At 28.8% G+C, this 23,319-nt stretch carries 21 protein-coding genes; 13 read left to right on the forward strand and 8 right to left on the reverse strand.

Annotated elements, in window-relative coordinates:
• Positions 1-105: 105 nt before the first annotated feature.
• Entirely contained in the window at positions 106-921 is an 816-nt protein-coding gene (locus tag AC5LAX_RS06150) for a polysaccharide deacetylase family protein (protein ID WP_288909415.1), read from the reverse strand.
• A gap of 90 nt (positions 922-1,011) precedes the next feature.
• Here AC5LAX_RS06150 and AC5LAX_RS06155 point away from each other — a divergent pair, with 90 nt between their 5' ends.
• From AC5LAX_RS06155 to AC5LAX_RS06180, 6 genes are read left to right on the forward strand one after another with little or no spacing between them, the layout of a single operon-like run.
• Positions 1,012-1,986, forward strand: coding sequence for a glycosyltransferase family 9 protein (locus AC5LAX_RS06155; RefSeq protein ID WP_204921740.1), 975 nt, complete (start codon positions 1,012-1,014; stop codon positions 1,984-1,986).
• Between the two features lie 6 nt (positions 1,987-1,992).
• Positions 1,993-3,078, forward strand: coding sequence for a glycosyltransferase family 4 protein (locus AC5LAX_RS06160; RefSeq protein ID WP_288909416.1), 1,086 nt, complete (start codon positions 1,993-1,995; stop codon positions 3,076-3,078).
• Between the two features lie 21 nt (positions 3,079-3,099).
• On the forward strand, positions 3,100-4,143 hold the full coding sequence (locus AC5LAX_RS06165) for a glycosyltransferase family 4 protein (RefSeq protein WP_288909417.1): 1,044 nt from the start codon (positions 3,100-3,102) through the stop codon (positions 4,141-4,143).
• Positions 4,136-5,080 carry a WlaTC/HtrL family glycosyltransferase gene (locus tag AC5LAX_RS06170; protein ID WP_288909418.1) on the forward strand — a complete coding sequence of 315 codons (945 nt, stop codon included), beginning with the start codon at positions 4,136-4,138 and terminating at the stop codon, positions 5,078-5,080. The genes AC5LAX_RS06165 and AC5LAX_RS06170 overlap by 8 nt, the downstream gene beginning before the upstream one ends.
• An 11-nt stretch (positions 5,081-5,091) precedes the next feature.
• Positions 5,092-6,081 carry a glycosyltransferase family 8 protein gene (locus tag AC5LAX_RS06175; RefSeq protein WP_288909419.1) on the forward strand — a complete coding sequence of 330 codons (990 nt, stop codon included), beginning with the start codon at positions 5,092-5,094 and terminating at the stop codon, positions 6,079-6,081.
• Between the two features lie 7 nt (positions 6,082-6,088).
• Entirely contained in the window at positions 6,089-7,138 is a 1,050-nt protein-coding gene (locus tag AC5LAX_RS06180; RefSeq protein ID WP_288909420.1) for a glycosyltransferase family 52, read from the forward strand.
• 27 nt (positions 7,139-7,165) lie between these two features.
• Here the strand turns inward: AC5LAX_RS06180 and AC5LAX_RS06185 are convergent, their stop codons facing one another.
• Positions 7,166-8,155 carry a glycosyltransferase family 8 protein gene (locus tag AC5LAX_RS06185; protein ID WP_288909421.1) on the reverse strand — a complete coding sequence of 330 codons (990 nt, stop codon included), beginning with the start codon at positions 8,153-8,155 and terminating at the stop codon, positions 7,166-7,168.
• 26 nt (positions 8,156-8,181) lie between these two features.
• Complete coding sequence (locus tag AC5LAX_RS06190) at positions 8,182-9,396, reverse strand: O-antigen ligase family protein (RefSeq protein ID WP_288909422.1); 1,215 nt, start codon at positions 9,394-9,396, stop codon at positions 8,182-8,184.
• A gap of 101 nt (positions 9,397-9,497) precedes the next feature.
• Between AC5LAX_RS06190 and AC5LAX_RS06195 the strand changes: the two genes are divergently transcribed.
• The 4 genes from AC5LAX_RS06195 to AC5LAX_RS06210 all read left to right on the forward strand — a co-directional run bounded on the left by AC5LAX_RS06195 (position 9,498) and on the right by AC5LAX_RS06210 (position 12,082).
• Positions 9,498-9,695 (forward strand): HAD hydrolase family protein, encoded by a 198-nt coding sequence (locus AC5LAX_RS06195; protein ID WP_259318821.1) that lies wholly within the window; start codon positions 9,498-9,500, stop codon positions 9,693-9,695.
• Between the two features lie 127 nt (positions 9,696-9,822).
• On the forward strand, positions 9,823-10,551 hold the full coding sequence (locus AC5LAX_RS06200; protein WP_288909423.1) for a plasmid pRiA4b ORF-3 family protein: 729 nt from the start codon (positions 9,823-9,825) through the stop codon (positions 10,549-10,551).
• A gap of 51 nt (positions 10,552-10,602) precedes the next feature.
• The gene (locus AC5LAX_RS06205) at positions 10,603-11,400 is read left to right on the forward strand and encodes a Cof-type HAD-IIB family hydrolase (RefSeq protein WP_288909424.1); all 798 of its coding nucleotides are present in this window, start codon (positions 10,603-10,605) and stop codon (positions 11,398-11,400) included.
• Between the two features lie 76 nt (positions 11,401-11,476).
• Positions 11,477-12,082, forward strand: a complete 606-nt coding sequence (locus AC5LAX_RS06210) for a hypothetical protein (RefSeq protein WP_288909425.1) — start codon at positions 11,477-11,479, stop codon at positions 12,080-12,082.
• A 49-nt stretch (positions 12,083-12,131) separates the two neighbouring features.
• Here AC5LAX_RS06210 and AC5LAX_RS06215 read toward each other — a convergent pair whose 3' ends face one another.
• From AC5LAX_RS06215 to AC5LAX_RS06235, 5 genes are all read right to left on the reverse strand, one after another.
• Positions 12,132-13,346 carry a Fic family protein gene (locus AC5LAX_RS06215; protein WP_288909426.1) on the reverse strand — a complete coding sequence of 405 codons (1,215 nt, stop codon included), beginning with the start codon at positions 13,344-13,346 and terminating at the stop codon, positions 12,132-12,134.
• 195 nt (positions 13,347-13,541) lie between these two features.
• Entirely contained in the window at positions 13,542-15,497 is a 1,956-nt protein-coding gene (gene htpG, locus AC5LAX_RS06220; protein WP_288909427.1) for a molecular chaperone HtpG, read from the reverse strand.
• A 156-nt stretch (positions 15,498-15,653) separates the two neighbouring features.
• The gene (locus AC5LAX_RS06225; protein ID WP_018998731.1) at positions 15,654-16,250 is read right to left on the reverse strand and encodes a hypothetical protein; all 597 of its coding nucleotides are present in this window, start codon (positions 16,248-16,250) and stop codon (positions 15,654-15,656) included.
• A 143-nt stretch (positions 16,251-16,393) separates the two neighbouring features.
• Entirely contained in the window at positions 16,394-19,555 is a 3,162-nt protein-coding gene (locus tag AC5LAX_RS06230) for an efflux RND transporter permease subunit (RefSeq protein WP_018998732.1), read from the reverse strand.
• Positions 19,556-19,571: 16 nt separating this feature from the next.
• Positions 19,572-20,768: an efflux RND transporter periplasmic adaptor subunit gene (locus AC5LAX_RS06235; RefSeq protein WP_018998733.1), complete on the reverse strand. Its 1,197-nt coding sequence runs from the start codon at positions 20,766-20,768 to the stop codon at positions 19,572-19,574.
• 245 nt (positions 20,769-21,013) lie between these two features.
• Here AC5LAX_RS06235 and AC5LAX_RS06240 point away from each other — a divergent pair, with 245 nt between their 5' ends.
• The 3 genes from AC5LAX_RS06240 to AC5LAX_RS06250 all read left to right on the forward strand — a co-directional run bounded on the left by AC5LAX_RS06240 (position 21,014) and on the right by AC5LAX_RS06250 (position 23,291).
• The gene (locus AC5LAX_RS06240) at positions 21,014-21,472 is read left to right on the forward strand and encodes a MarR family winged helix-turn-helix transcriptional regulator (RefSeq protein WP_018998734.1); all 459 of its coding nucleotides are present in this window, start codon (positions 21,014-21,016) and stop codon (positions 21,470-21,472) included.
• 106 nt (positions 21,473-21,578) lie between these two features.
• Positions 21,579-22,535 (forward strand): L-lactate dehydrogenase, encoded by a 957-nt coding sequence (locus AC5LAX_RS06245; protein WP_018998735.1) that lies wholly within the window; start codon positions 21,579-21,581, stop codon positions 22,533-22,535.
• A gap of 192 nt (positions 22,536-22,727) precedes the next feature.
• Positions 22,728-23,291, forward strand: a complete 564-nt coding sequence (locus AC5LAX_RS06250; RefSeq protein ID WP_091693107.1) for an HAD family hydrolase — start codon at positions 22,728-22,730, stop codon at positions 23,289-23,291.
• Positions 23,292-23,319 lie beyond the last annotated feature (28 nt).

The raw sequence follows: 23,319 nt of genomic DNA on the forward strand, positions 1-23,319 counted from the left end.
AAAAGGACTTAGTCCCGTAGAATACAGAACTAAGTCTCAATTAGTAGCTTAATTAATATGTCCAATATTTTGGGTGCATATCATTATATTCTTGAAGCTTTTTATTTATTTAAATTTATTTTTTAGTTGTTTAAATTGTCGTTCCCATTTTCGCATTGCAACGAAAATAATATGAATAGAGCTTACTTTTAATTTGAATTCCCACATTTTTTGGTGTGAAGGTATAGGAATGCGTGGAAGAGCAAAAAGATTAATATGCCAAAGTGGAACATTTTCAAAGATAGCAAATGCCATTTTATAATTTGCTTTTTTTACTATATTTATTACTTGTTGATTGAAAAAACCATATGGGTAACAAAGATAATCCATAGGTTTATCAAGTAATTTTTCAAATTTTGTTTTAGTATCAATAATTTCTAAATTTAATTTTTCCTCATTACATTGAGTTAAGAAAGGATGGTCGGCAGTATGAGGTTGGATATCTAGACCATGATGAAGCCAAGATTTTAATTCTGCTAAATTCATGGTAGTAGTTTCTTGTTTACCGAAATTTTCCCATTTGTTAGGTTTACCAATCCAATTGTAAATAGGAAAAACAACAGCAGTCATATTGTATTTTTTTAATAGCGGTAAGACTTCAAGATAATTATCCTGATAGCCATCATCAAAAGTTAGTAGAACAGGATTTTTAGGTAATTTAGTCTTATTTACGAAGTGATTATATAATTGTTCTGGTGTAATAGTATGATAGTTATGCGTGGATAAATATTCTAGTTGCTCGGCAAATTTTTCTTTAGGTAGAGCATTTCTATCACCAGGAATATCGGCTATACGATGATACATTAAAATTGGTACATAATTTTTAAATTTTAAATATAAGATAAAAAATATACATAAAATAATCAATAATAGTATAAACATAATAATTTTTCCTAACCTTAGATATAGTGTATAATAATATATTATACGAATATGAAGAAGATATTCAATAAATTTTTAAGGAAAGATTTTATGAAAAAATTTTTAGTTATTAATACATCTTTTTTTGGAGATACTTTACTTACTAATCCTTTATGTAGAAATATAAAAATATTATATCCAGATTCACATATAACTTTTATTGTTAATAAGTCATTTGTAGAAGTAGCAACCTACTGTGATGGAGTAGATGAAGTAGTAGCTTATGATAAAAAGGGTAAACATCATGGTGTAAAGGGAGCATGGAATTTTTATCAAGAATATAAAGAAAAATTTAAATTAGGCTTTGAAGCAGCTTTTGTTATCTATGGTAATGAAAGAGGTATTGTTTTAGCAAAATTATTTGGGGCTAAAAAAGTATATGCTGAAAATAAAGGTATAATAAATTTTTTATTAGATAATCCTAGAGAAATAGATTATCATGGTAAGACAAAAGTACAGACTAAAAATAGTATTTTATTAGAACAATATAGTAAAAAAGCTATAAGAGAATTACCAATGAAATTTATACCACCAGAATCATCATATGATGATATTGAAGTGTTATTAGAAGGTTTAAATATACAAGATAATAAATTAGTAGCAATATGTACTACATCTAAAAAGAAAGAAAAAGATATGCCTTTAAAAGATTGTAAAGAATTAATACAAACATTAAAAAGTAAAGGTTATACTTTATTACTATTAGGTGCAGGGAATGTAGCAAAAGAATATGGAGAAGAATTGTCTAAAATAGCTAAAGATGATTTTATAAATTTAGTAGATAAGACAACTATTGCTCAACTTGGAGCGCTACTAGCTAATTGTAAAGCTTTAATTAGTGTGGATACAGGGACTATGCATTTAGGTTTGGCAGTAGATGTACCTACAGTTTGTTTATTTTATATTCATACAAAAGCACATCTAGACGCATGGGCTCCTGAAAAATCATTATATCGTTGCGAGGTTTTAACAGAAAATATAAAGGTAGAAAATATTGTTAATTCTTTAAGAAAAATTATGGAGTAATTTTTTATGAAAAAAATTTTATTATTAGTACCTCGTATGAATATAGGTGGTGCTGAATCATATGTAGCATTAGTAGCTCGTAGTTTAAAATCATTAGGCTACAATGTATTTATTGCTTCTGCTGGTGGAGCGTTGGCGGTTGAATTACAAAAAGAAGGAATAAAACATTTTTTTTTACCGATTAGATTGAGTAAGTTTATATCAGGATTATTATTAAAACGTATTGTAGAAAAATATAATATAGACTTAATACATGCCAATTCGGAAGCAGCAGGTATTGTAGCCGTAAAGACACGAAATAAGTATAAATTAGATATTCCTATAGTATATACAGCTCATGGTGTATTACCAGCAAAAGTGAAAGACATTATAAATCAAGTGGATAAGATTATTGCTGTAAGTGAGTTTTCTAGGAAATCTGCAATAAAAGAAGGCTTTTTAGCTGAAAAAATACAAGTTGTTTATAATGGTGTAGATATTGAAAAATTTAAGCCAAATAGACAAAATAAAAATTTATTACGAAAAAAATATAATATACCACAAGAGGCTTTTACTATGATTATAGTTTCGCGTATTAAAAATTTGCGAAATAAAGGACATCAGCATTTACTTGATGTATTGAAAATTTATGAAGTTAGTAAAAAATGGCATCTTGTAGTAATTGGTAAAGGAAAAGGTTTCAGTGATTTAAAGAAAAAAATAAAAGAATATCATTTACAAGATAGAGTACATTTATTAGGTCATAAGACAGATGTAGAAAATTATATAGATATAGCAGATGTTATGGTTTTACCATCATATTTTGAAACATTTGGATTGGTTTTAGCTGAAGGGATGGCAATGCAAAAGCCAGCTATAGCTTTTAATGTTGGTGGTATTGGTGAAGTTATAAGTGATAAAGAAACAGGATTTATTGTAAAATATAATAATGATGATGATTTATTAAATAAGATAAATATATTAGCTCAAGATAAAGATTTATGTAGCAAAATGGGAATAAATGCAAGGAAAAAAGTAGAAAAAGATTTTGCTAATCAAATAATGATAAAAAAGATTATAGAAATATATAATAATATTTGTGATAATAGATAAATTTCATGGGATGTGAATTTAGTGAAAAAGATTTTAAGTATTGTATCTGGAAATCCATCAGGTTCACTTAATATTGCAATAGATATAAGTAATTATTTAAAAACTAGAGGTTATGAAATTATTGATATTTTTCGTAAATATAATAATACAGATTTAAAAGGTATTATTGTTATAAAAGATAAATTTACTATAGACTATATATTATCTTTAGGTGAGTTTATTAGACATAGTAAACCAGATTTAATTATCGTTCATGGATATAGTACACATATTTGGACTAAATTAGCCTTAGTATATGCTAAAATACCAGTAAAATTAATACATGTAGAACATAATACGGAGAAGTATACACCATTTAGACGTTATTTAACACGAAAATTAGATAAGTATACAGATAAATATATTTGTGTATCAAAAGGTGTAGCTAATCACTTGATTAAGCAAGGCATAGATAAATCAAAAGTAGAAGTAATTTATAATGGTATTGATATACAAAGTTTTGATTTACCAAAGGAAAAGCACGACATTTTCACAGTAGGAATGGTTGCTCGTTTCAGTAAACAAAAAGATCAAATGACTTTGATTAAAGCGATAGAGTATTTGATTAAAGAAAAAAATGAAAAAATTAATTTGTTATTAATGGGCATAGGAAAGACTAGAAAAAAATGTGAAAAGTATATTTATGAACATAATTTAGATAATAATATAAAAATAATAGAAGGTAATTTTAAAGATTTAATAGTAAAAACAGATTTATTTGTATTGGCTACACATTATGAAGGTTTTGGTTTGGTATTATGTGAAGCTATAGCAGCAAAAACCCCTGTAATATCTACAGATGTGTCAGGAGCAAATGAAGTAGTTTTGAATAATAAAACAGGTCTGTTAGTAGAAGATAATAATGTGTTAGATTTGGCTAATAATATATTAAAAATGAAAAATAGTAAAGAGTTAAGAGAGTCTTTGAGTAAAGAAGCATATGAATTTATTAATGAAAAATTTAGTTTAGAACTTATGTATAAAAACTATGAAAATAGCATCAAGGAAATGATTTATAATGAGTGATATAACAATAGTAACAGCATATTTTGATATAGGCAGAGGAAATTGGAATAATAGTGAAAGAGGAAATAATAAATATATTAATTATTTTAAATTTTGGGCTAGAATAAAAAATAATTTAATTGTATATACTACAAAAGAATTTGCTAATGAAATTTTATCTATAAGAAAAGATTTTGGATTAGAGGAAAAAACTAAAGTTATAATAGTAGATGATTATAGAGCTTTTGATAGAGATTTATATAATAGAATAGAAAAAGTAATGAATAATGATATATCAAAAACTTTTCATAAGGATATAAAGAGACCAGAATCATGGAATGTAGATTATAATTATGTTGTAATGCTAAAATGGTATTGTATAGAAGATGTTATTAGTAAAAAGTATATAAATAATAATTCAATGATAGCATGGTTAGATTTTGGATTTAACCATGGGGGTAAAGATGGATTAATTAATGAAGAAGATTTTAATTTCTTATGGGAGTATAATTTTTCTAATAAAATACATTTATTTACACATCAAAAAATAGATGTAAATATACCTATTTTTGAAATTGTGAGAAATATGGATGTATATATTAGAGGCAATATAATGGTTGCTTATGTTGATTTATGGAGAGATTTTATATTATTAGCAAAAGAGTCTATGTTAAGTTTATTAAGATGTGGATTATGCGATGATGATCAAACTATAGAACTTATGGCATATTATGAAAGACCTGAATTATTTGAAATACATGATGTAGATACATGGTATGATGGATTAAAATTATTTGGTGGAGAACATTTTATAGAAAGAAAAAAGGAATATAAAAAGAATAAGAAATATAAATTATATAAAAAAAAGGCAAAGGCATATAAATTTAATGGTAGTTATAAAAAAGCTATAAGATATTATATAAAGTATTATAAAGAGAAATATTTACATTTTAATTGAGGAGAAATAAATTGTATTTAAATAATATAGTGGAAAATAAATTAATATTTAATGGCTTAAATATTGAAGATATTAATTATAAAAAATCAATAAATATAGGATATGGTGTAGATAACAATTTTATAAGACCTATGGGAGTATCAATGACATCGATAATAAAAAATAATATGGATATAAATATTATTTTTCATATATTTATAGATTATATAGATGATATGTCATTGAATTTATTAGAAAAATTTGCTAAGGATAATAAAGTTATTGTTATTATTTATAAAATAAATACAGAAGTTTTTGATCAATTACCTTATACTAAACATTTTGCGAAAGCTACATATAATAGATTTTTAATGCCACAAATTTTGGACGGTATTGTGAATAAATTAATTTATATTGATGCAGATGTACAATGTTTTGGTAATTTGAAGTCATTAATGCAATTAGATTTTAAAGATAATATTGTTGCTGTTGTAAATGATTTGCCTTATGTTAGAGAAAAACAAATAAAAAAATTAAATATAAAAAATAATAAATATTTTAATGCAGGATTTATGTTTATAGACGTAAAAAAATGGAATGATAATAATATTTCAGAAAAAGCAATAAAATTATCATTTGATAATTTAGGAAAATTTGCTTGGCTTGATCAAGATGCTTTGAATATAGTATTGGACGGAAAATGTTTATATATTGATAAAAAGTATGATTATCTTTTAAATATGAAACATAAAAGTGCTTATATGCCAAATGATGTTATATTTGTACATTATGTTGGTAGATATAAACCATGGAATAAATGGTGTATGCATCCTTTAAGAAAATATTTTTTAGATGTAGAAAAAATATCTTTATGGGGAAATATGCCATTAAATAAACCGATTAATTATAAACATATGAAAATGATGGGGAGATCATTTATTCAATATGGAAAATATTTGAAAGGTATATATTGGTATATAAAATATACTATTTATAAAATCAAAGATAAATTTATTAGGTGATGATTAGATGAAGAATATATTTGTAGTAAATTCAATATATCATGCACTTACAGCATTTATATTGACACATAGTATATTAAAAAATGATGAAAATTATTTAGTTATAATGCGTCCACCTAAATATGAAACATGGAAGAAAAATGAAATATTGAAGTATATTTCTTCAAAAGAATGTGGATATAAAAATGTATTTGTATTATTAGATTGGTTGATGAGTAAAAACAGAACTACATCGTATAGACAGCAAGTAAAATATGTGAAAGAAAATATTAGAATTTTAGATATAGATAATGTATTTATAGGTGTGGATACATCTATACCTAATCAACTATTTGTTGAAGCTATAGGAAAAAATTCTTTTTATAGAATAGAAGATGGCATGTATTCATATTTTAATGGAACACGCAGACGAAAAAAAAGTCATGCTATTTTTCATAAAATAAAAGCTTATTTATTAAAATGGATTTCGGGTATAGAAGGAAATATGTATCTTAATACAGAAGCTGAGGGCGAAAGTCCAGCAGGTAAATTAGATATTATGTATAAGCCATGGCTTATACATAGAAAATCCCTATCTACAAAAGAAATAACTGTTGAAATGATAAATGAAGCTATAAAAGATTTAAAATCACGACAATTATTAAAAGAAACTTTTGAAGAAGATAGCATATTATATTTAAGTCAGCCTATGGTTGAGATGGGAAAATTTACATTAGAAGAAGAAGCACAATGTTTAGAAAAAATTAGAAATTTATATAAAGATAAAGTAATACTATATTATAAACCACATCCACATGATAATCCAGATAAGATAAAATATTATAAAGAACATTTCAAATGGATAAAAATATATAAGGGGTCTGAGCCTGCAGAGTTAATATTTGCATCTAATCCTAAATTAAAAGCAGTAATAAGTTATCAATCATCAGCATTGATGAATGTAGATAAGTTTGCAAAAACTAATATAAAAGCTATAAGTTTAGCGGATTCTTTAAATGTAGATATTCATCTAGTATATAGAAATATTATGGAGAAATCAGGTATAATTTTTTATTAAAACAAAAAAGTAGAAGATTAGTATCTTCTACTTTTTTAATTTAGTTAATAAATATAATATATAGTATTTAATACTTGATAAATAATAACCATGATGATATAAATCTTGAGAATAAATTCGTAAACGACGATAGTGTTTTGGATATACAGGAGAAGCATTTTTCCAAGGTGTTTGATTTTCATACGTTTTGTATAAATCTCTGTTATAATCATTTGACATAGAACTTACTTCCCAGCCTAAATCCCATGGCTTTGGAGAAGATGTAAAATGTAATAGAATGATTTCTTTATTAGTAATACTGTCTTTATGCCAAGGATAAAAACCATTAAAATAGTTGAATTTTTTAGGTAGATATGCTATTTTTTGTGTTAATATTAAATTTAAAGCATCTTGATCGGGAAATTTAAAATCATATGAAGTGGTTGATAAAATTTCTATAAGTTTATTAGATATATTATATTTATTCCATTCTTGGATATTAATAAGTAACATTCCTGAATTAAAATATATATGATTTTTTAAATTTAAAGCATTATTGCGAGATTGATTCATATCTTTTGTGTCAGGAACAGCTGCAATGATATTATTTTCTAGATTAATAGATAATAATTCTTGTATATTATTTAAACAAATAATGTCTGCGTCTACATAGATTATTTTTGACAGATTTTTATTTAGTACAGGTAGTAAAAATCTAAAATACATAGAAATAGGAAATGCTTTTTGGGTAGGTAATTTATTAAAGTAAGTATTGTCTATAATATAAATATTAATATTTATATTGTGTTGTTGTGCTAGAGCTTTTAATTTGTTAATAGAATCTTTAGTAAGAGAAGATGAAACAATATGAAAATGAAAATTTTGATGAGGATTATTTTCACAAAAAGATACAATGGATGTAGAACAACAACGAACATAATTATTATCAATACCATAGCCTATATGAATTGTATTGTTAATACTAGATGAAAAAGAATATTTAATAATATTTTTAATAGATTCTTCAAGTTGATACATAATATAGCCTCAAATTATAGTGATTTTTAATTGTTTATTTTAGAAATTGTTAAATGTTTATTTAATATAAAATATAATCCAGTAAATATCCAAAATAAAGCAGTATTACCTTTATAACCTAATTGACAAAATATAGAATCGGTTAATGAATTTATTGTAAATGCTAGTAAACAAGATAAAAAAGCTAAAGAAAAAGCATCTTTATTTCGTATATAATTAGTTATAGTATAATAGTACAGATATATAAATAATAAAATATAACCAGATGTACCTAATAAACCTGTTTCAGATAAAAAAGCTAATAATACATTGTGAGGATGCCCTTGTGTTTCTCTAGATAACGGGGAACGATAAGTAGACATATATTCTTCATAATAATTACCAAGACCCACACCAGAGACGGGATGATCAATAAACATCTTTGTGGCAGATTCCCACATTAATATACGTTCATAGTTAGATTGATTTGCATAATTTGTATCAGGAATGCTAGAAACACGATTGATTGAAGATGGTGAGATGGAAAATATTGATAAACTATATACTGCTAATAAAATAATAAGAGAAATAGCTTTTAATTTACTTTTTATAGAAAACAAAATAATTAAAGGAAAAATAATTGCTAATTCAAGCCAAACAATACGAGTGTTTTCAAAAATGACAGCAGGGATATTAATTAAGATTATAAAAAAGAGAAGAATTCGTATTTTTTTCGAAAGTTGGCTTTTATGTAGACTTAGGGTAAGGATGATAGGTAAAATTAAACTATTAGAAACGGCTAAAAACATATAATGGTTATTACAAAAACCAGTGGGTCTGCCAGTGTTTCCTAAATAAAATTGATATATAATTAATAAAGCATTAATAAATAATGGAATAGAAAAGGAAAGAAATAATAAAAATATACGTTTGATATTCATTGGAAATAGGATTATTGTAAATAATCCTAATAATGGACTAATAAAACGAGATTTATAATTATGGAGTGAACCATCAGATAATATAGTAGACAAAAAGATCATTAATAAAAAGTAAATAATAATATATATGTAATATTTAAATTCTTTTGTGTAATTTAATTGTAAGGGATGATTTTTTCTAAAATAAAAAAGAAATATAATATTAAGAATAAAAGCAGTGGTAACAAAGTTTATTTTAGTATCAATTAAAAAAGTTAGTCCATATAAAAGTAAACAGTAAAATATAATATTTTCGTAAATTTGATAAATTTTATTTTGCAAAATAATACTCCTTAAAAATAATGTAGTTTTTTTTATTTATGGTACAATAATCTTATGGATAATGCAAATAATTTTTATAAAGGAGATAAAATATAATAGATATGAAAGCAGTATTTTTTGATGTTGATGGAACACTGATTGAAGGTACACATCCAGATTATCGTTATATGCGTGAAAACGTGCAAAAAGCAATTCGTAAATTGCAAGAGCAAGGTCATTATGTATTTATTGCTAGTGGTCGCTCACTTGCTTTTCTTGATGAAAAGATAAGAAATTTTGGTTTATATTCCTATAGATAATATAAATATTCTTATCAAAAATAGAGTAGAATGATTTATTTTTATAAGAAATGAGATGAATGTTTTGTAAAAATATAGATTATAAGAAGAACTTAAAGTATTAATAATTAAGAGATGGTGATATATTATGGCAAGTTGTTCAATTTATCAACTTAACGCGGAAGTGAAAGGTTATAAACCAAGAATGTGGCGTCGTTTTCAAGTTTCAGAAGATATTACTTTAGCAAGGTTAGCATATATTATTATGACTCTTTTTGAAATGAGAGCTAATCATTTGTTTGATTTTGAAATTAGGATTAATTTGAATAAATCTAAATTAATAAAAGAATTAGGAAGAAAAAATATAGAGATATCAAGAAAATCTTTATTAAAGATAATAAAGATAGGATTATCTGATAGTCAAACTAATGAATTAGATGAAAGCATTTATGACTTTAATATTTTTGAAGTGAAGATGAAACAACTTATTACACCAGATATGCCTAAAATTAAATTTAGATATGATTTTGGTGATAATTGGGAAATAAATGTAAAATTAGAAAAAATTATCATAGATGAAGTATTATCGAAAAAGGGTTTACCACGTGTGTTAAAAGGTAAAGGATATGGTATTATTGAAGATTGTGGTGGTGTCGATGGATTAAAAAGCATTGCTGAAGCCTATAGTGAAAAAAGTGGTGAAGAATATGAAAATTATTGTGAATGGTTATTGGATGATGATATAGATTTAGTATCCTTTGATATAGAAGATATGAATAATAGATTGAAAAAAATTCCAAGAATTTATGAAAAACTTTATGAAGATGGAATATATCCTACAGAGAAAGAAATAGAATTGATTGAAAGAAATTATTAAAATAAAGGCAGAATTTTTTAGTAATGAGATTTTTTAGTAATGAGGTATGTTATGAAAGCCGTATTTTTTGATGTTGATGGAACACTGATTGAAGGTACACATCCAGATTATCGTTATATGCGTGGAAACGTGCAAAAAGCAATTCGTAAATTACAAGAGCAAGGTCATTATGTATTTATTGCTAGTGGTCGTTCACTTGCTTTTCTTGATGAAAAAATAAGAAATTTTGGTTTTGATGGCTATGTATTGCTCAATGGTTCAGTTATATTTTTCCACGATAAGATTATTTACAGAGCGCCACTTGAAAAATCTTTTGTGGAGAAAATCACATCTATTTGTGATGAACATGATATGCAATACAGCTTACAGGGAGATTTTCATACTTATGTAGATAAAAAATTTGAATATCTAATCTATCGTTTAGGGCAATACGGAATTTTTGCTGACCAATTGACTTTCGATTATGATAAAAAAGCTATAGATGTTTATAAATTAGAAATAGATTCACCTAGACATGAAGATAGAAAATATATCATAGAGAATTTGCCTGAAGATATGACTTATGTAGAGGATATGAACCATAATTATTGCCATCTAGAAGTCTATGCTAAAGAAAATTCCAAAGCTACAGGAGCATTAAAAGTTTTAGAATTATTGAATATAGATATAAAAGATAGCTATGCTTTTGGTGACGGAGATAATGATATTGAAATTTTATCTACAGTGGGAATGGGTATGGCAATGGCAAATGGCAGTGTAAAAGCTAGAAATAGTGCTAAAATTGTAGTTCCATCAGTATTTGAAGATGGTGTAGCTTATGGTATTGAAAACTATATTTTAGATAAATAGGAATTTTTTTATTTAACTAGAATAAGATAGAGAGTATATATTTTATTAATAAATTTTTTTAGAAAAGAGGGATAATATGTTTAAATTGGTGAAATTCTTAGTGATAGTATGTTGTTTTGTAGCGATTAGTGGGTTAAATTTAGCTGTATCTTTTGCTCAAAATCCTAATTTCAATCAAGTTTTATATTGGGACAATTATAGTTTTAGTATCAAAGAAGATGGGGATAAACTCATAATAAAACCTAAAAATTTAGCTATTGTAAATCGCAAGGAAGTTCATGATATCGTAGGATATACTGTAAATGATGTACAGATAGCTGATTTAAACGATGATGGTTATCCCGAAGTTTTGGTTTATTTAACAAATGATGGTAGTGGTAGTTATGGCAATTTAATAGGTTATTCTTCTAATAATGGTAAATCTATGAGCCAAATAGCACTATCACCTATTGAAGACATGAAAACTTTAGCAAAATATTATCGCGGTCATGATTATATGCAGGTAAAAGGCAATGTATTTACAAGAACATTTCCACTTTATCTAGAAGAGGATACAAATGCTAATCCAACTGGTGGCATTTGTGAAATTCAATATAAATTAGTTGATGGTGAAGCTTGCCGAATTTTAAAACCTGTTAAATACACTATTTATAATATTGTAGATGAAAAAGTAATGAAATAATAGACATTTTGTCAAAAAATAATAAAAGATAGGTTTTACCTATCTTTTATTATTTTTCTCTAAATAACATCATATTTAATTTGTATCTATAAGGTTTAATTTTATTATTAATAATTAAGTGTGTTTTAGGAATATTATCTAGTCGATTTTGTATTGTACCCCTAGATTTTTTAGTTGTTTTCATGATTTCTGAGATAGTTGCACCTTCACCAAAAAAAAGAGAAGCTTGTAATAATATAAAATAAATATTTTTGGTAATATCATCACTTATAATAATTTTATCCAGTTTATCTGAATAAGTACTTAATTGAGATAATTTTTTCTGTAAGATATCAATAGCTTCTTTTATAGCTTTATTTAACATTTCTAAGAAGGTTTGTACAAATACAGTTAAATCGCCTCTGTTATATTCATTATCAGTATCTTGAAAGATTTCATAGTATTTTTTTTTGTATCTTTTTATGATAACAGATAATCTTAGTGCTATTATTTCGTCAAATTCTTTTGCTAAATAATATGAAAATATAAATCTTGCTGTTCTACCATTTCCATCATAAAAAGGATGAAGATATCCAAAAAAATAGTGAAAAATAATTACTCTAATTAAAAATGGTATCTCTTTATCGTTTAATATATTTAAAGCAATAGACATATTATCTATTAATTTTTCTTCTGGATATACTCCTTGGTGTAATATTTTATCTGTAGCAGATGTTATTTCTACAGGATCTTTTCTAAATATTTTTCCATCTGGTTTCCAATCAGAATGTTCTGTTAAGACTTCATCAAGAGCAAATGTATCGTAAAATTTACGTATATCTTGACATGATTTAAAACAAATATTTTCATTGTTAATAATTTTATTGTATTTATCAACAACACTTTTTAAATGTAAAAAATCTTTTGATATAGGCTGGCTTTCTAAAATATCTTTTATTTGTTTTTTTGTACTATGTACACCTTCAATATCATTTGTAGATTTTATTTCATCAATTAACGAAGATAAAACAAATTGTCTTAATAAAATAGGTGGAGCTTGTTGCTTCATCTTGAATAAATTGAAATAATTTTTATAGAAACGTTCTATTAATAATGTAATTTCTTCTGTATAGCATAAAAAAGCAGGATAAGCATTTTCTCTATTATATTGTTTTATTTCTATAGGAAAGTGTTTTGTTGTTACAGCTTCAAATCTTTTGTTATATTCTATATTATAGTTATTAGCATCTGTATAATAGATTTTTTTTAGACTTATGTATTTCATAGACAACACCTCAATACATATTATAAAAATTGGTTATTTTATAATATCATTATAATTCATTTTACAAAAATCGGCTATTTTGTAATATCATCATAATTCATATTATAAAAATCGGTTATTTTGTAACATCGGTGTAAAAATAGTTTAGTTATGTTTATAGAAAAAGCCAGCAGACTAATCTGCTGGCTTAATTTTTTATCTTGCCATCAATTCAGCAATTTTATTAGCAATTGCAGCTGGATCTTCTGGCATCATACCTTCAATGAGAAGTGCTTGAGCATATAAAAGTGAGCAATAATCTTTGAATGCAGTACTTTCTTTGCCTTGTTCATGTACTTTTTGTAAACGAGCAAATAAATCATGTTTTGGATTGATTTCTAAGATACGTCTAGCTTTGAACATTGGATTATTTGCATCAGCAAAAGCTTGTTCCATAGCAAAACTTGGACCTTGTTCGTCTGCTACTAAGCAAACAGCAGAAGATTTTAAACGGCTACTGATTTTTACTTCAGCAACTTTATCGCCAAGAGTTTCTTTGATATCTTTGATTAAATCTTCATTGGATTTTGCGATTGTTTCAGTTTCTTTTTTCACTTCTTGAGATTCAACATCATCAAGGTCTAAATCGCCACGGCTGATGGAGTGGAATGGTTTACCTTCATATTCACGCATAACTTCAATAGCGAATTCATCAACGTTATCAAGGAAGTATAATACATCAATACCTTTATCGCGTAGAATTTCCATCTGTGGTAAGCTATCGATACTTGCACGGTCTTTACCTGTAGCGTAGTAGATTTTTTTCTGGCTTTCAGGCATATTTTCTACATATTCTTTTAAAGTGATGAGTTTATCTTCTTTGGAAGTTGTGAATAAGAGTAAATCTTTTAATTTATTTACTACATCACTGCCACCATTATAGACACTGCCATAGATACCGATTTTTAAGGATTTACCGTATTCTTTCCAGAATTGTTCATATTTACTGCGGTCTTTTTTGAGTGTATTTGCTAATTGTTTTAAGATAGTTTTTTCTAAGTTTTTACCGATTAATTTTAATTCACGGCTCTGTTGTAAAAGTTCACGAGAGATATTTAAGGAGAAATCAGGAGAGTCAACTAAACCTTTAACGAAGCGGAGATATTCAGGTAAGAGGTCTTTGCATTTATCCATGATGAATACATGGCGAGAATAAAGCTGTAAGCCTGGTTCATAATCGCTATGATAAAGATTGTAAGGAGCATGTGCAGGGAAGAATAAAAGGGAAGTGTATTCGATATTACCTTCGATTTTATTGTGCATTACTTCCATTGGTTTTTCCCAGTCATGGAAAAGATTTTGATAGAATTCAGTGTATTCTTCTTCTTTAATTTCAGATTTATTTTTAGCCCAAAGTGGTTGCATGGAGTTTAAGATGCGAACTTCATTTTTCTTGATAGTACCAGCACCTTCGATTGGTTTACCATCAGCATCTTTTGGCTGTTCTTCAATGACAAAGTTCATTTTGATTGGGTAACGAACATAATCAGAATATTTTTTTACAAGAGATTGTAATTTATATGTGTCAGTGAAGTTTTCTTCAGTTTTATCACCATAGAATTCAGGTAAAAGTGTGATAGTGATATTAGTACCACGGCTATCTTTAGTGCATTCTTCAATAGTGTAAGAACCATCAGCTGTGGATTCCCATTTATAAGCTTGAGTTTCGCCAGCTTTTCTGGAAACTACAGTGATTTTTTCAGCTACCATGAAAGCGGAGTAAAAACCTACACCGAATTGACCGATTAAATCTTTTTGAGTGTCATTGTCGCCTTCTTTAGCTTGTTGAAGTTTTTCCAAGAATGCTTTTGTACCGGATTTTGCGATAGTACCTAAGTTTTCAATGAGTTCTTCTCTATTCATACCAAGACCATTATCAGAAATAGTCAATGTATGGCTAGCTTCATCAGGAATTAAGAAGATTTCATAATCGCTATCGCCTTCGAGTAAATCACGATTTGTAAGAGATTCAAAATGTAATTTATCGATTGCATCAGAAGCGTTGGAAATTAATTCGCGAAGGAATATTTCACGGTTTGTATAAATAGAATGTATCATTAAATCGAGTAATTTTTTAGTTTCAGCTTGAAATTGATGTGTTTCTTTAGCCAAGATTTGTCACTCCTAAATTTAGATTAAAAATGAATTATTAGCACTCTAATACAAAGAGTGCTAACCGTTAATTATTATTATATAATTATAGGTCAAAATGTCAATAGAGAATAAAAGAAAAAGCCAGTTATACTGGCTTTTTCTCTATTTTTAAGATTATTTATCATTGAAGGATAATAAACCATATTGGTAATTGTTAATATCATCTTCAGTTAGTGCTGATTTTGATGATAAAACGATACAATAATTGGATTTTGCACCTTTAAAATATGTTTCGATATTTTGTCCTTCTTGTTCAATTGTTTTATCTACTTGACCATCTTTATCTGTATCGATTTGGATAGTTTTTGCAGTAACAGCATAAATAGCATTATGTCCTTGAATTGGAACAAGAGAAATCGCTTCATATCCACGTTCAATAGCTAATCGAGTAAATAAATCTTGTCTAGCTTCATCAGTTAAATTATCAAGGTCAGGGAAAGTATCATTACTGAAAGCATTTGGGGAAACAACCCAGTATTTTGTAGGGTTATGACCATCTGTTTCAAATATGAGAACATCTCCTTGTTCTTGAGGGGAAAGAATGCTCAAATTAATTACAGCGAGAGGTTTTTCAGGACATTTTATACTGTAACCAAAGCGTTCGCTAGTATATAGATATCCGTCTGCTGCAAAACTTGTGCCTGGCATAGCTGCTACAGCTAGTAGTGTAAAAATACTCATAAAAGTCAGAAACATTCTTTTTAACATCATAAGTATATCTCCTTAAATTTATAGAATAAGATGCTATAAATTTATAGCATCTTATTCATAGTATTTATTTAGCCAATTATATCATAGATAAGCATAAAAAGCGATTTTTATTTTATATCAAAAGATAATATTGGTCAAAAAAATTACATAAATTTATCGACTTCGGATTTTGGTTTAACTTTCTTATCTCCAGTGAGCCAAGAAGTTATTTTCATAACAACAAGATACATAACAGGGATTAAGAATACACCTAAGATAGTGGCAAAAATCATACCACCAACAACGGCAATACCCATGTTATTACGAGCAGCAGCACCAGCACCAGTTGCTACAGCAAGTGGTAAACAGCCGATGATGAATGCAAGAGATGTCATTATGATTGGACGAAGACGAAGTTTTGCCGCTTCTAAAGCAGCTTTTAATGGTTTCATACCAGTATCAACACGAACTTTAGCGAACTCTACGATAAGAATAGCGTTCTTAGCTGCTAAACCGATGATAACGATGATACCGATTTGCATATAGATACTGATTTGCATATTTAAGACATATGCAGATAATAAAGCACCAAAGATACCGGTTGGAACAGTCAACAATACAGCATATGGTACGCTCCAGCTTTCGTATAAAGCAGCAAGGCATAAGAATACGAATACAAGAGCAAGAGCCATAACTTGAGTTGTAGAGCTTGTTGCAGCACGTTCTTCACGGCTTTGACCAGACCAGTCAATATTAAATCCAGTAGGTGCCACTTCTTTTACAACTTCTTCGATAGCAGCCATGGCTTGACCAGAGCTATATCCATCTTTTGGGCTACCTTGAATTGTAACACTTCTGCTAGCATTGAAACGAGAGATGATAGCAGGACCTGAATTTAATTTTGGTTTAATTATAGTATTTAATGGAACCATTTGACCATTAGATCCGCGAATAAAGATGAAACGTGTTGTATCAGCTTCATTACGGAAATTGCTGTCTGCTTGCATTACTACTTTATAAGTACGACCAAATTGGTTGAAATCGTTGATTTCTGTACCACCAAAGTTTACTTGGAGAGCAGTGAATACATCAGAAATATTTAAACCTAAGTTTTTAACTTTTTCACGGTCTACTTCAAATTCATATATTGGTGATTTTATACTGTAAGTAGTATATACACCTTGAAGTTCTGGACGCTGATTAGCGGCAGCAACGATTTTTTTAGTGATAGTATCTAATTCTTCATTAGTATGACCGCTCATATCTTGTAATTGAAGATTGAAACCGCTGACCATACCAAGACCTGGAAGAGATGGTGGGTTCATAGCGATGATAGAAGCTTCTGGGTAATTCATACCTTGTTTAAATGCCATACCAACTTCAGCATCGATACTTGTTTCTGGAGTAGTTCTTTCACTCCATGGTTTTAAACCAACGAAGAAAGTAGCTGCACTGGATTTTGCACCACCAGATAAAATATCATAACCAGAAATACCCATAACCTGGTCAACACCTGGATTTTGTCTGAGTTCTTGGGATAAGGCATCCATTATTTCTTCTGTACGATTTAAAGAAGTACCTTCTGGTAATGTTACAGAACCAAGATAGAAACCTTGGTCTTCCGGAGGAATGAATGTAGTTGGTAATATTCTAAATAAACCAGCCATGAGAGCTGTGATAATTACAAGGAATACTACGCAAAGTTTAGCTTTACCAATGAGGAAAGCAATACATTTTACATATCCTCTAGTCATCCAATTCATAAATTGATTAAATCTAATAAAGAAACTGCCTATAGTAGAATCTTTATTTTCATTAGGAGTATGTGGTTTTAACAAAGTAGCACAAAGTGCAGGTGTAAGTGTTAAAGCCACAAAGGCAGATAATGCCATAGAAATAGCAATAGTCAAAGCGAACTGACGATATAAAACCCCTGTCATACCGCCTAAACCTGCTACTGGTACGAATACAGAGGCAAGTGTGAAGGCAATAGCGACAACTGGACCTTGTACCTCGTCCATAGCACGACCTGTTGCTTCTTTAGGGTCAAGACCATCTTCTGCCATATGACGCTCAACGTTTTCGATAACAACGATAGCATCATCGACAACAAGCCCGATGGCAAGAACCATACCGAATAAGGTAAGTGTATTAATAGTAAAGTCTAATACAATGAAGGCTGCAAAAGTACCGATAAGGGAAACTGGTACAGCGAGCATTGGAATTAAAGTTGCACGCCAGCTCTGTAAGAAGATATATACAATGAGCATAACGAGTAAGAGGGCTTCAACAAATGTTTTAACAACTTCCTGAATAGATTCGCTGATATATGTTGTATTATCTACAACTGCTTCATATTCTAAATCAGGAGGGAAATCTGCTTTAGCTTCTTCAAGGATTTCTTTTACTTGGCTTACAGTTTCCATTGCGTTAGCATCACTTGTAAGCTGAACACCGAAACCTACAGAATTTTGATTATTATGTTTAGCAGAAATATTATTTGTACGAGCGCCAGTTTCTACTCTAGCAACATCTTTTACACGAACGAAGGAACCACTATTATTATCAGAACGAATAATGATGTTTCCAAATTCTTCAGGTGTTATTAAACGACCTTGAACTTTACCTGTATATTGGAATTCTTGGTCTTTTGGTGCAGGCATCTGACCGATTGTACCAGCAGGAGCCTGAATGTTTTGTTCTTTTACTGCACTGACAACATCAGCTACAGTAAGACCAAGTTCCGCTAATTTATCAGGATTGATCCAAAGACGCATTGCATAGTCAGCACCGAATACGTTTAAGTCCCCAACACCTGGAACACGTTTAATTTTATCTACGAGATAAATATCAGCATAGTTTTTTAAGAAAACACTATCATAAGTACCATTAGGTGATGTTAAAGTCAATACCATTGCCATATCACTAGAGGCTTTACGAGTAGTAAGACCATATGTTTGAACATCAGTTGGTAAGCTTGGTTCAGCAGTAGAAGCATTGTTTTGTACTTTTACTGAGTCCATATCACCATCAGTACCTAATTTGAAGACTACTTGTAAGCTATATCTACCATCATTTGAAGCAGTAGAACTCATATAGTCCATGCCTTCAACACCGTTTACTTGCTGTTCAACTACTTGAGCGACAGTTTCATTTACGGTATCAGCATTGGCACCTGTATAAGTTGTGCTTACAGTAATTGTAGGTGGAGAAATCTGTGGATATTGTGCTATTGGTAAGTTAAAAGCAGAAATTGTACCTAAGATTACAATGATTAAAGATATAACAATAGCAAATATCGGACGATTTATAAAGAATCTTGACAATTATAGCACCCCCTGATTAAAAAGTTAAACCTAATTCTTCAGGAGTTACCATAGTGACGTTAAGAGGAACGCCTTCTTGTAATTTAGTAAGACCTTCAACAACAACAACGTCATTAGCATCTAAACCATCTTTAACAATCCAATAACTACCAACTTTATCACCTAAAGTAACAGCTTTACTTACAGATTTATTGTCTGGACCTACTACAGTTACGAAAGTTTTTTCAAGAACTTGTTGTACTGCACGTTGTGGAATTAAAGTAGCATTTGGAATTACTTGTCCAGAAATTTTTACACGAGCGAACATACCAGGAAGTAAAAGACCATCTGGATTATCAAATAAAGCATTGATTGCAAGTGTACCAGTATTTGTAGTTAAAGAACGGTCTACTTGCACAAGGTGACCAGAAACAGGATATTCTGTACCATCACTTAAAGTGATAGTTACATTGTTAGTATCACTATTAAAGAAAGATGCAAGATTTAAATATTCATTTTCACTTACATTAAATTGAGCATATACCTGGTCTACAGAGCCCATTGTTACAAGAACTGTACTTCCAGCAGTAGCATAAGCACCTACATCAATATCATTGATATCGAGTTTACCAGAAGTTGGGGCATAAACAACTGTATCATCTAAATCTTCTTGAGCTTTTTTTACAAGAGCAGCATTGGAATCAATGATTGCTTGCTGAGCTTGCAATGATGCAGTTAAAGCTTCTACTTGAGATTGTTGAGTTGCAGCTTGTTGATCGGAAATTGCGTTTTGAGATAATAATGTTTGGTAACGGTTATTATCTACTTGAGCATTTTGTAATGTAGCTAAAGCATTTTGATAATTAGCTTGAGATTGAGCTAATGTTGCTTGAGCTGAGAGCAATGTACTTTCATATTGACGACTGTCAATTTTGTAAAGTGGTTGACCTGCTTGTACGAATTCGCCACCTGTAATATATTTTTCAACAATTGTGCCTGAAACACGAGAAGTGATTTTTACTTCGTCTGTTGATTTGATATTACCAGCATATTCATAATTAAGTGGTGTATCACGTTTGATTACCTGCATTGCTTTTACAGTTGCAGGACCACCTGCTGTTTTGTTGCCCTGTGATGTAGCTGTTAACTTAGAATATGCAAGATATCCAATAAGTGCTATAACTACTATGGCTACAACTAGGATAACAGCTTTTTTCTTTGATTGTGTGGCCAAAATTATTAAACCTCCTTTGATAAATTTCAAAAGCTGTGCTTTAGCACAGCTTTATAATCAGCTTTTTAGATTTTTTATAAATAGCTGATAGTACACAAGTATTTACTATTATCGTGTTCTATAGTATAGTATATCTATTGAAAAGTCAAGAATTTTGCACTCTTGAAGACAGTTTTTAATCTGGTTTTAATCTTTGAAAAAATAAAATTTTTTATTATTAAATTTTGACAAAGGGAGAGAAATTTTTGGAGAAGAATAGCAGAAAGATATCAGATATTTATTTTGATTTGTTTGATATTATGATGACTTATAATCACAAATTATGGCGAACTGCAGCTTTGCCATTACCACTCAATCACTTTGCAGTGATGTATTATCTTTTTGAAAAAGAGGATACATTTGCTACTGTAACAGAGCTAGCAAAACATTTATCTATATCAAAACAACAAATGAGTCCTATCATTGATAAATTAGTGAAAAAAGAATTTATTAAAAAGACTTGTTTAAGTAAGGATAGAAGATATAGTCAAATTTCTTTGAGTGAAAAAGGTAGAAATTTTTTAAAGGAACATCAAAAATCGCAAAGACTTATTTTTATGGAAAGTACGACTGATTTATCAGATAGTGATACGGAAAAATTTGATCAGAGTGTAAGACTTGTAAAGAAAATGATGGCGAAAATATTTGAAAAGCAAAAAGGATAAACTGGTTTACATGTTGACAATAATGATTATTTGCTATATCATAAAAAATCGAACCATTTATTTAATAAAATGAGATTGATGGTTTTGTGATATGGGGGTAATTAGAATGAAAATGAGTAAATTGGCAATTATAGGTCTTGGTCATGTAGGTTCAGCTGTATTAACACAAGCAATGGCAATGAATTTAGCTGCTGAAATCGTATGTATAGATATTAATGAAAAAGTAGCTCATGGCGAAGCTTTAGACGCAACTCATGCGACACCTTGTACGTATGTACCAGGTATGAAAGTTTATTCAGGCGATTTTAGTCAGTGTAAAGATGCTGATATAATTATTTGTTCTGGTGGCCCTAGTATCTTACCTGGGGAAAAATTAGACAGACTAATACTTGCAGAACGAAATGTAAAAGTTATTGGCGAAATCATGACAGAGGTTACAAAATATACAAAAAATACACCTTTTATCATGATTACTAATCCGCTTGATGTAACTACATATTTGGCAGCTACTAAATTTGGTTATGAAAAAGGAAAATTATTCGGTACAGGGACTACTTTAGAAACACTTCGCTTAAAACGCATCATAGCAAATCATTATAATGTTGATGCTAAAGATGTTCAGGGCTTTATGCTTGGTGAACATGGTAATTCTGCTTTTCCTGCATGGTCTACAATCAGCATTGGTGGTGTGCGTTTAGCTGATTTAGATAAATATTATGATCATAACAGTGATTTTGATAAAAAAGCTATAGCTCAGGAAGTAGTAAATACAGCATATGATGTATTATTGTCTAAAGGTTGGACAAATACTGGTATAGCAATGGGCGCTTGTAGATTAGCTCGTGCTGTTATGTTTAATGAACGTTGTGTAACACCAGTTTCTACTCCGCTTGAAGGCGAATATGGCTTAACAGATGTAGCACTTAGCTTGCCAAGTATCATTGGTGCAAATGGTGTAGAAAAACGATTAGCTATAGATTTACCAGAAGATGAATTAAAAGCTCTTCATTTTAGTGCAGAAAGTATAAAAACTGTACTTAGAGCAAATAAATTAATTGACTAAGTATGAATATAAAATAAAGCTACTTTTGATTTAGAGATAAAATCGAAAGTAGCTTTATTATTTTGGTAAGAAAATAAAGTTGTTTGCAAGAAAAACCATAGATATAAAAGACAAGTATCTTTAGATGTGATAGAATAACATAGATATTGTAAAAAATAATGATAGATTTTAAATAACCTAAGGGGATTTTTAATGGAAAAAAGTAAATTAGTTATTTGTGATTTAGATGGTACTTTATTTGATACGCGCAGAGTGAATTATATGGCATATCGTGAAGCTATTGAAAGAGCTGGATTACCTGTGATTTTTGATTACGATATATATGTTGAAAAATGTTGGGGCCCTACTTATCGTGGATTTTTACCGATAATGGGTGTTCCTGAAAATCGTTTTGAAGAAATTCATGATGCTAAGAAATTATATTATGAAGAAAATCTAAAATATGCTACAGAAAATACTCATTTGTTTAATATTATTAAAGCTATGAAAAATGAATATCATACAGCTGTAGTAACAAGTGGTTCAAGTAATTCTAAAGATATTTTGCGTTATTTTGGCAGATTAGAATTATTTGATGTTATTTTTACTATTGATGATGTGAAAAATGGTAAGCCAGACCCAGAAGGATTTTTAAAAGCAATGGAATATTTTAAGGTTAAGCCAGAAGATACCATTATTTTTGAGGACTCTGACGTAGGCTTGGCAGCTGCAAGAAAAACAGGTGCTAGCATTTGCGTAGTTGATGATTTTAAATAATATGATTAAAATGAATTTTTGAGGTGAA

It is taken from the genome of Megamonas sp., from assembly GCF_986095205.1.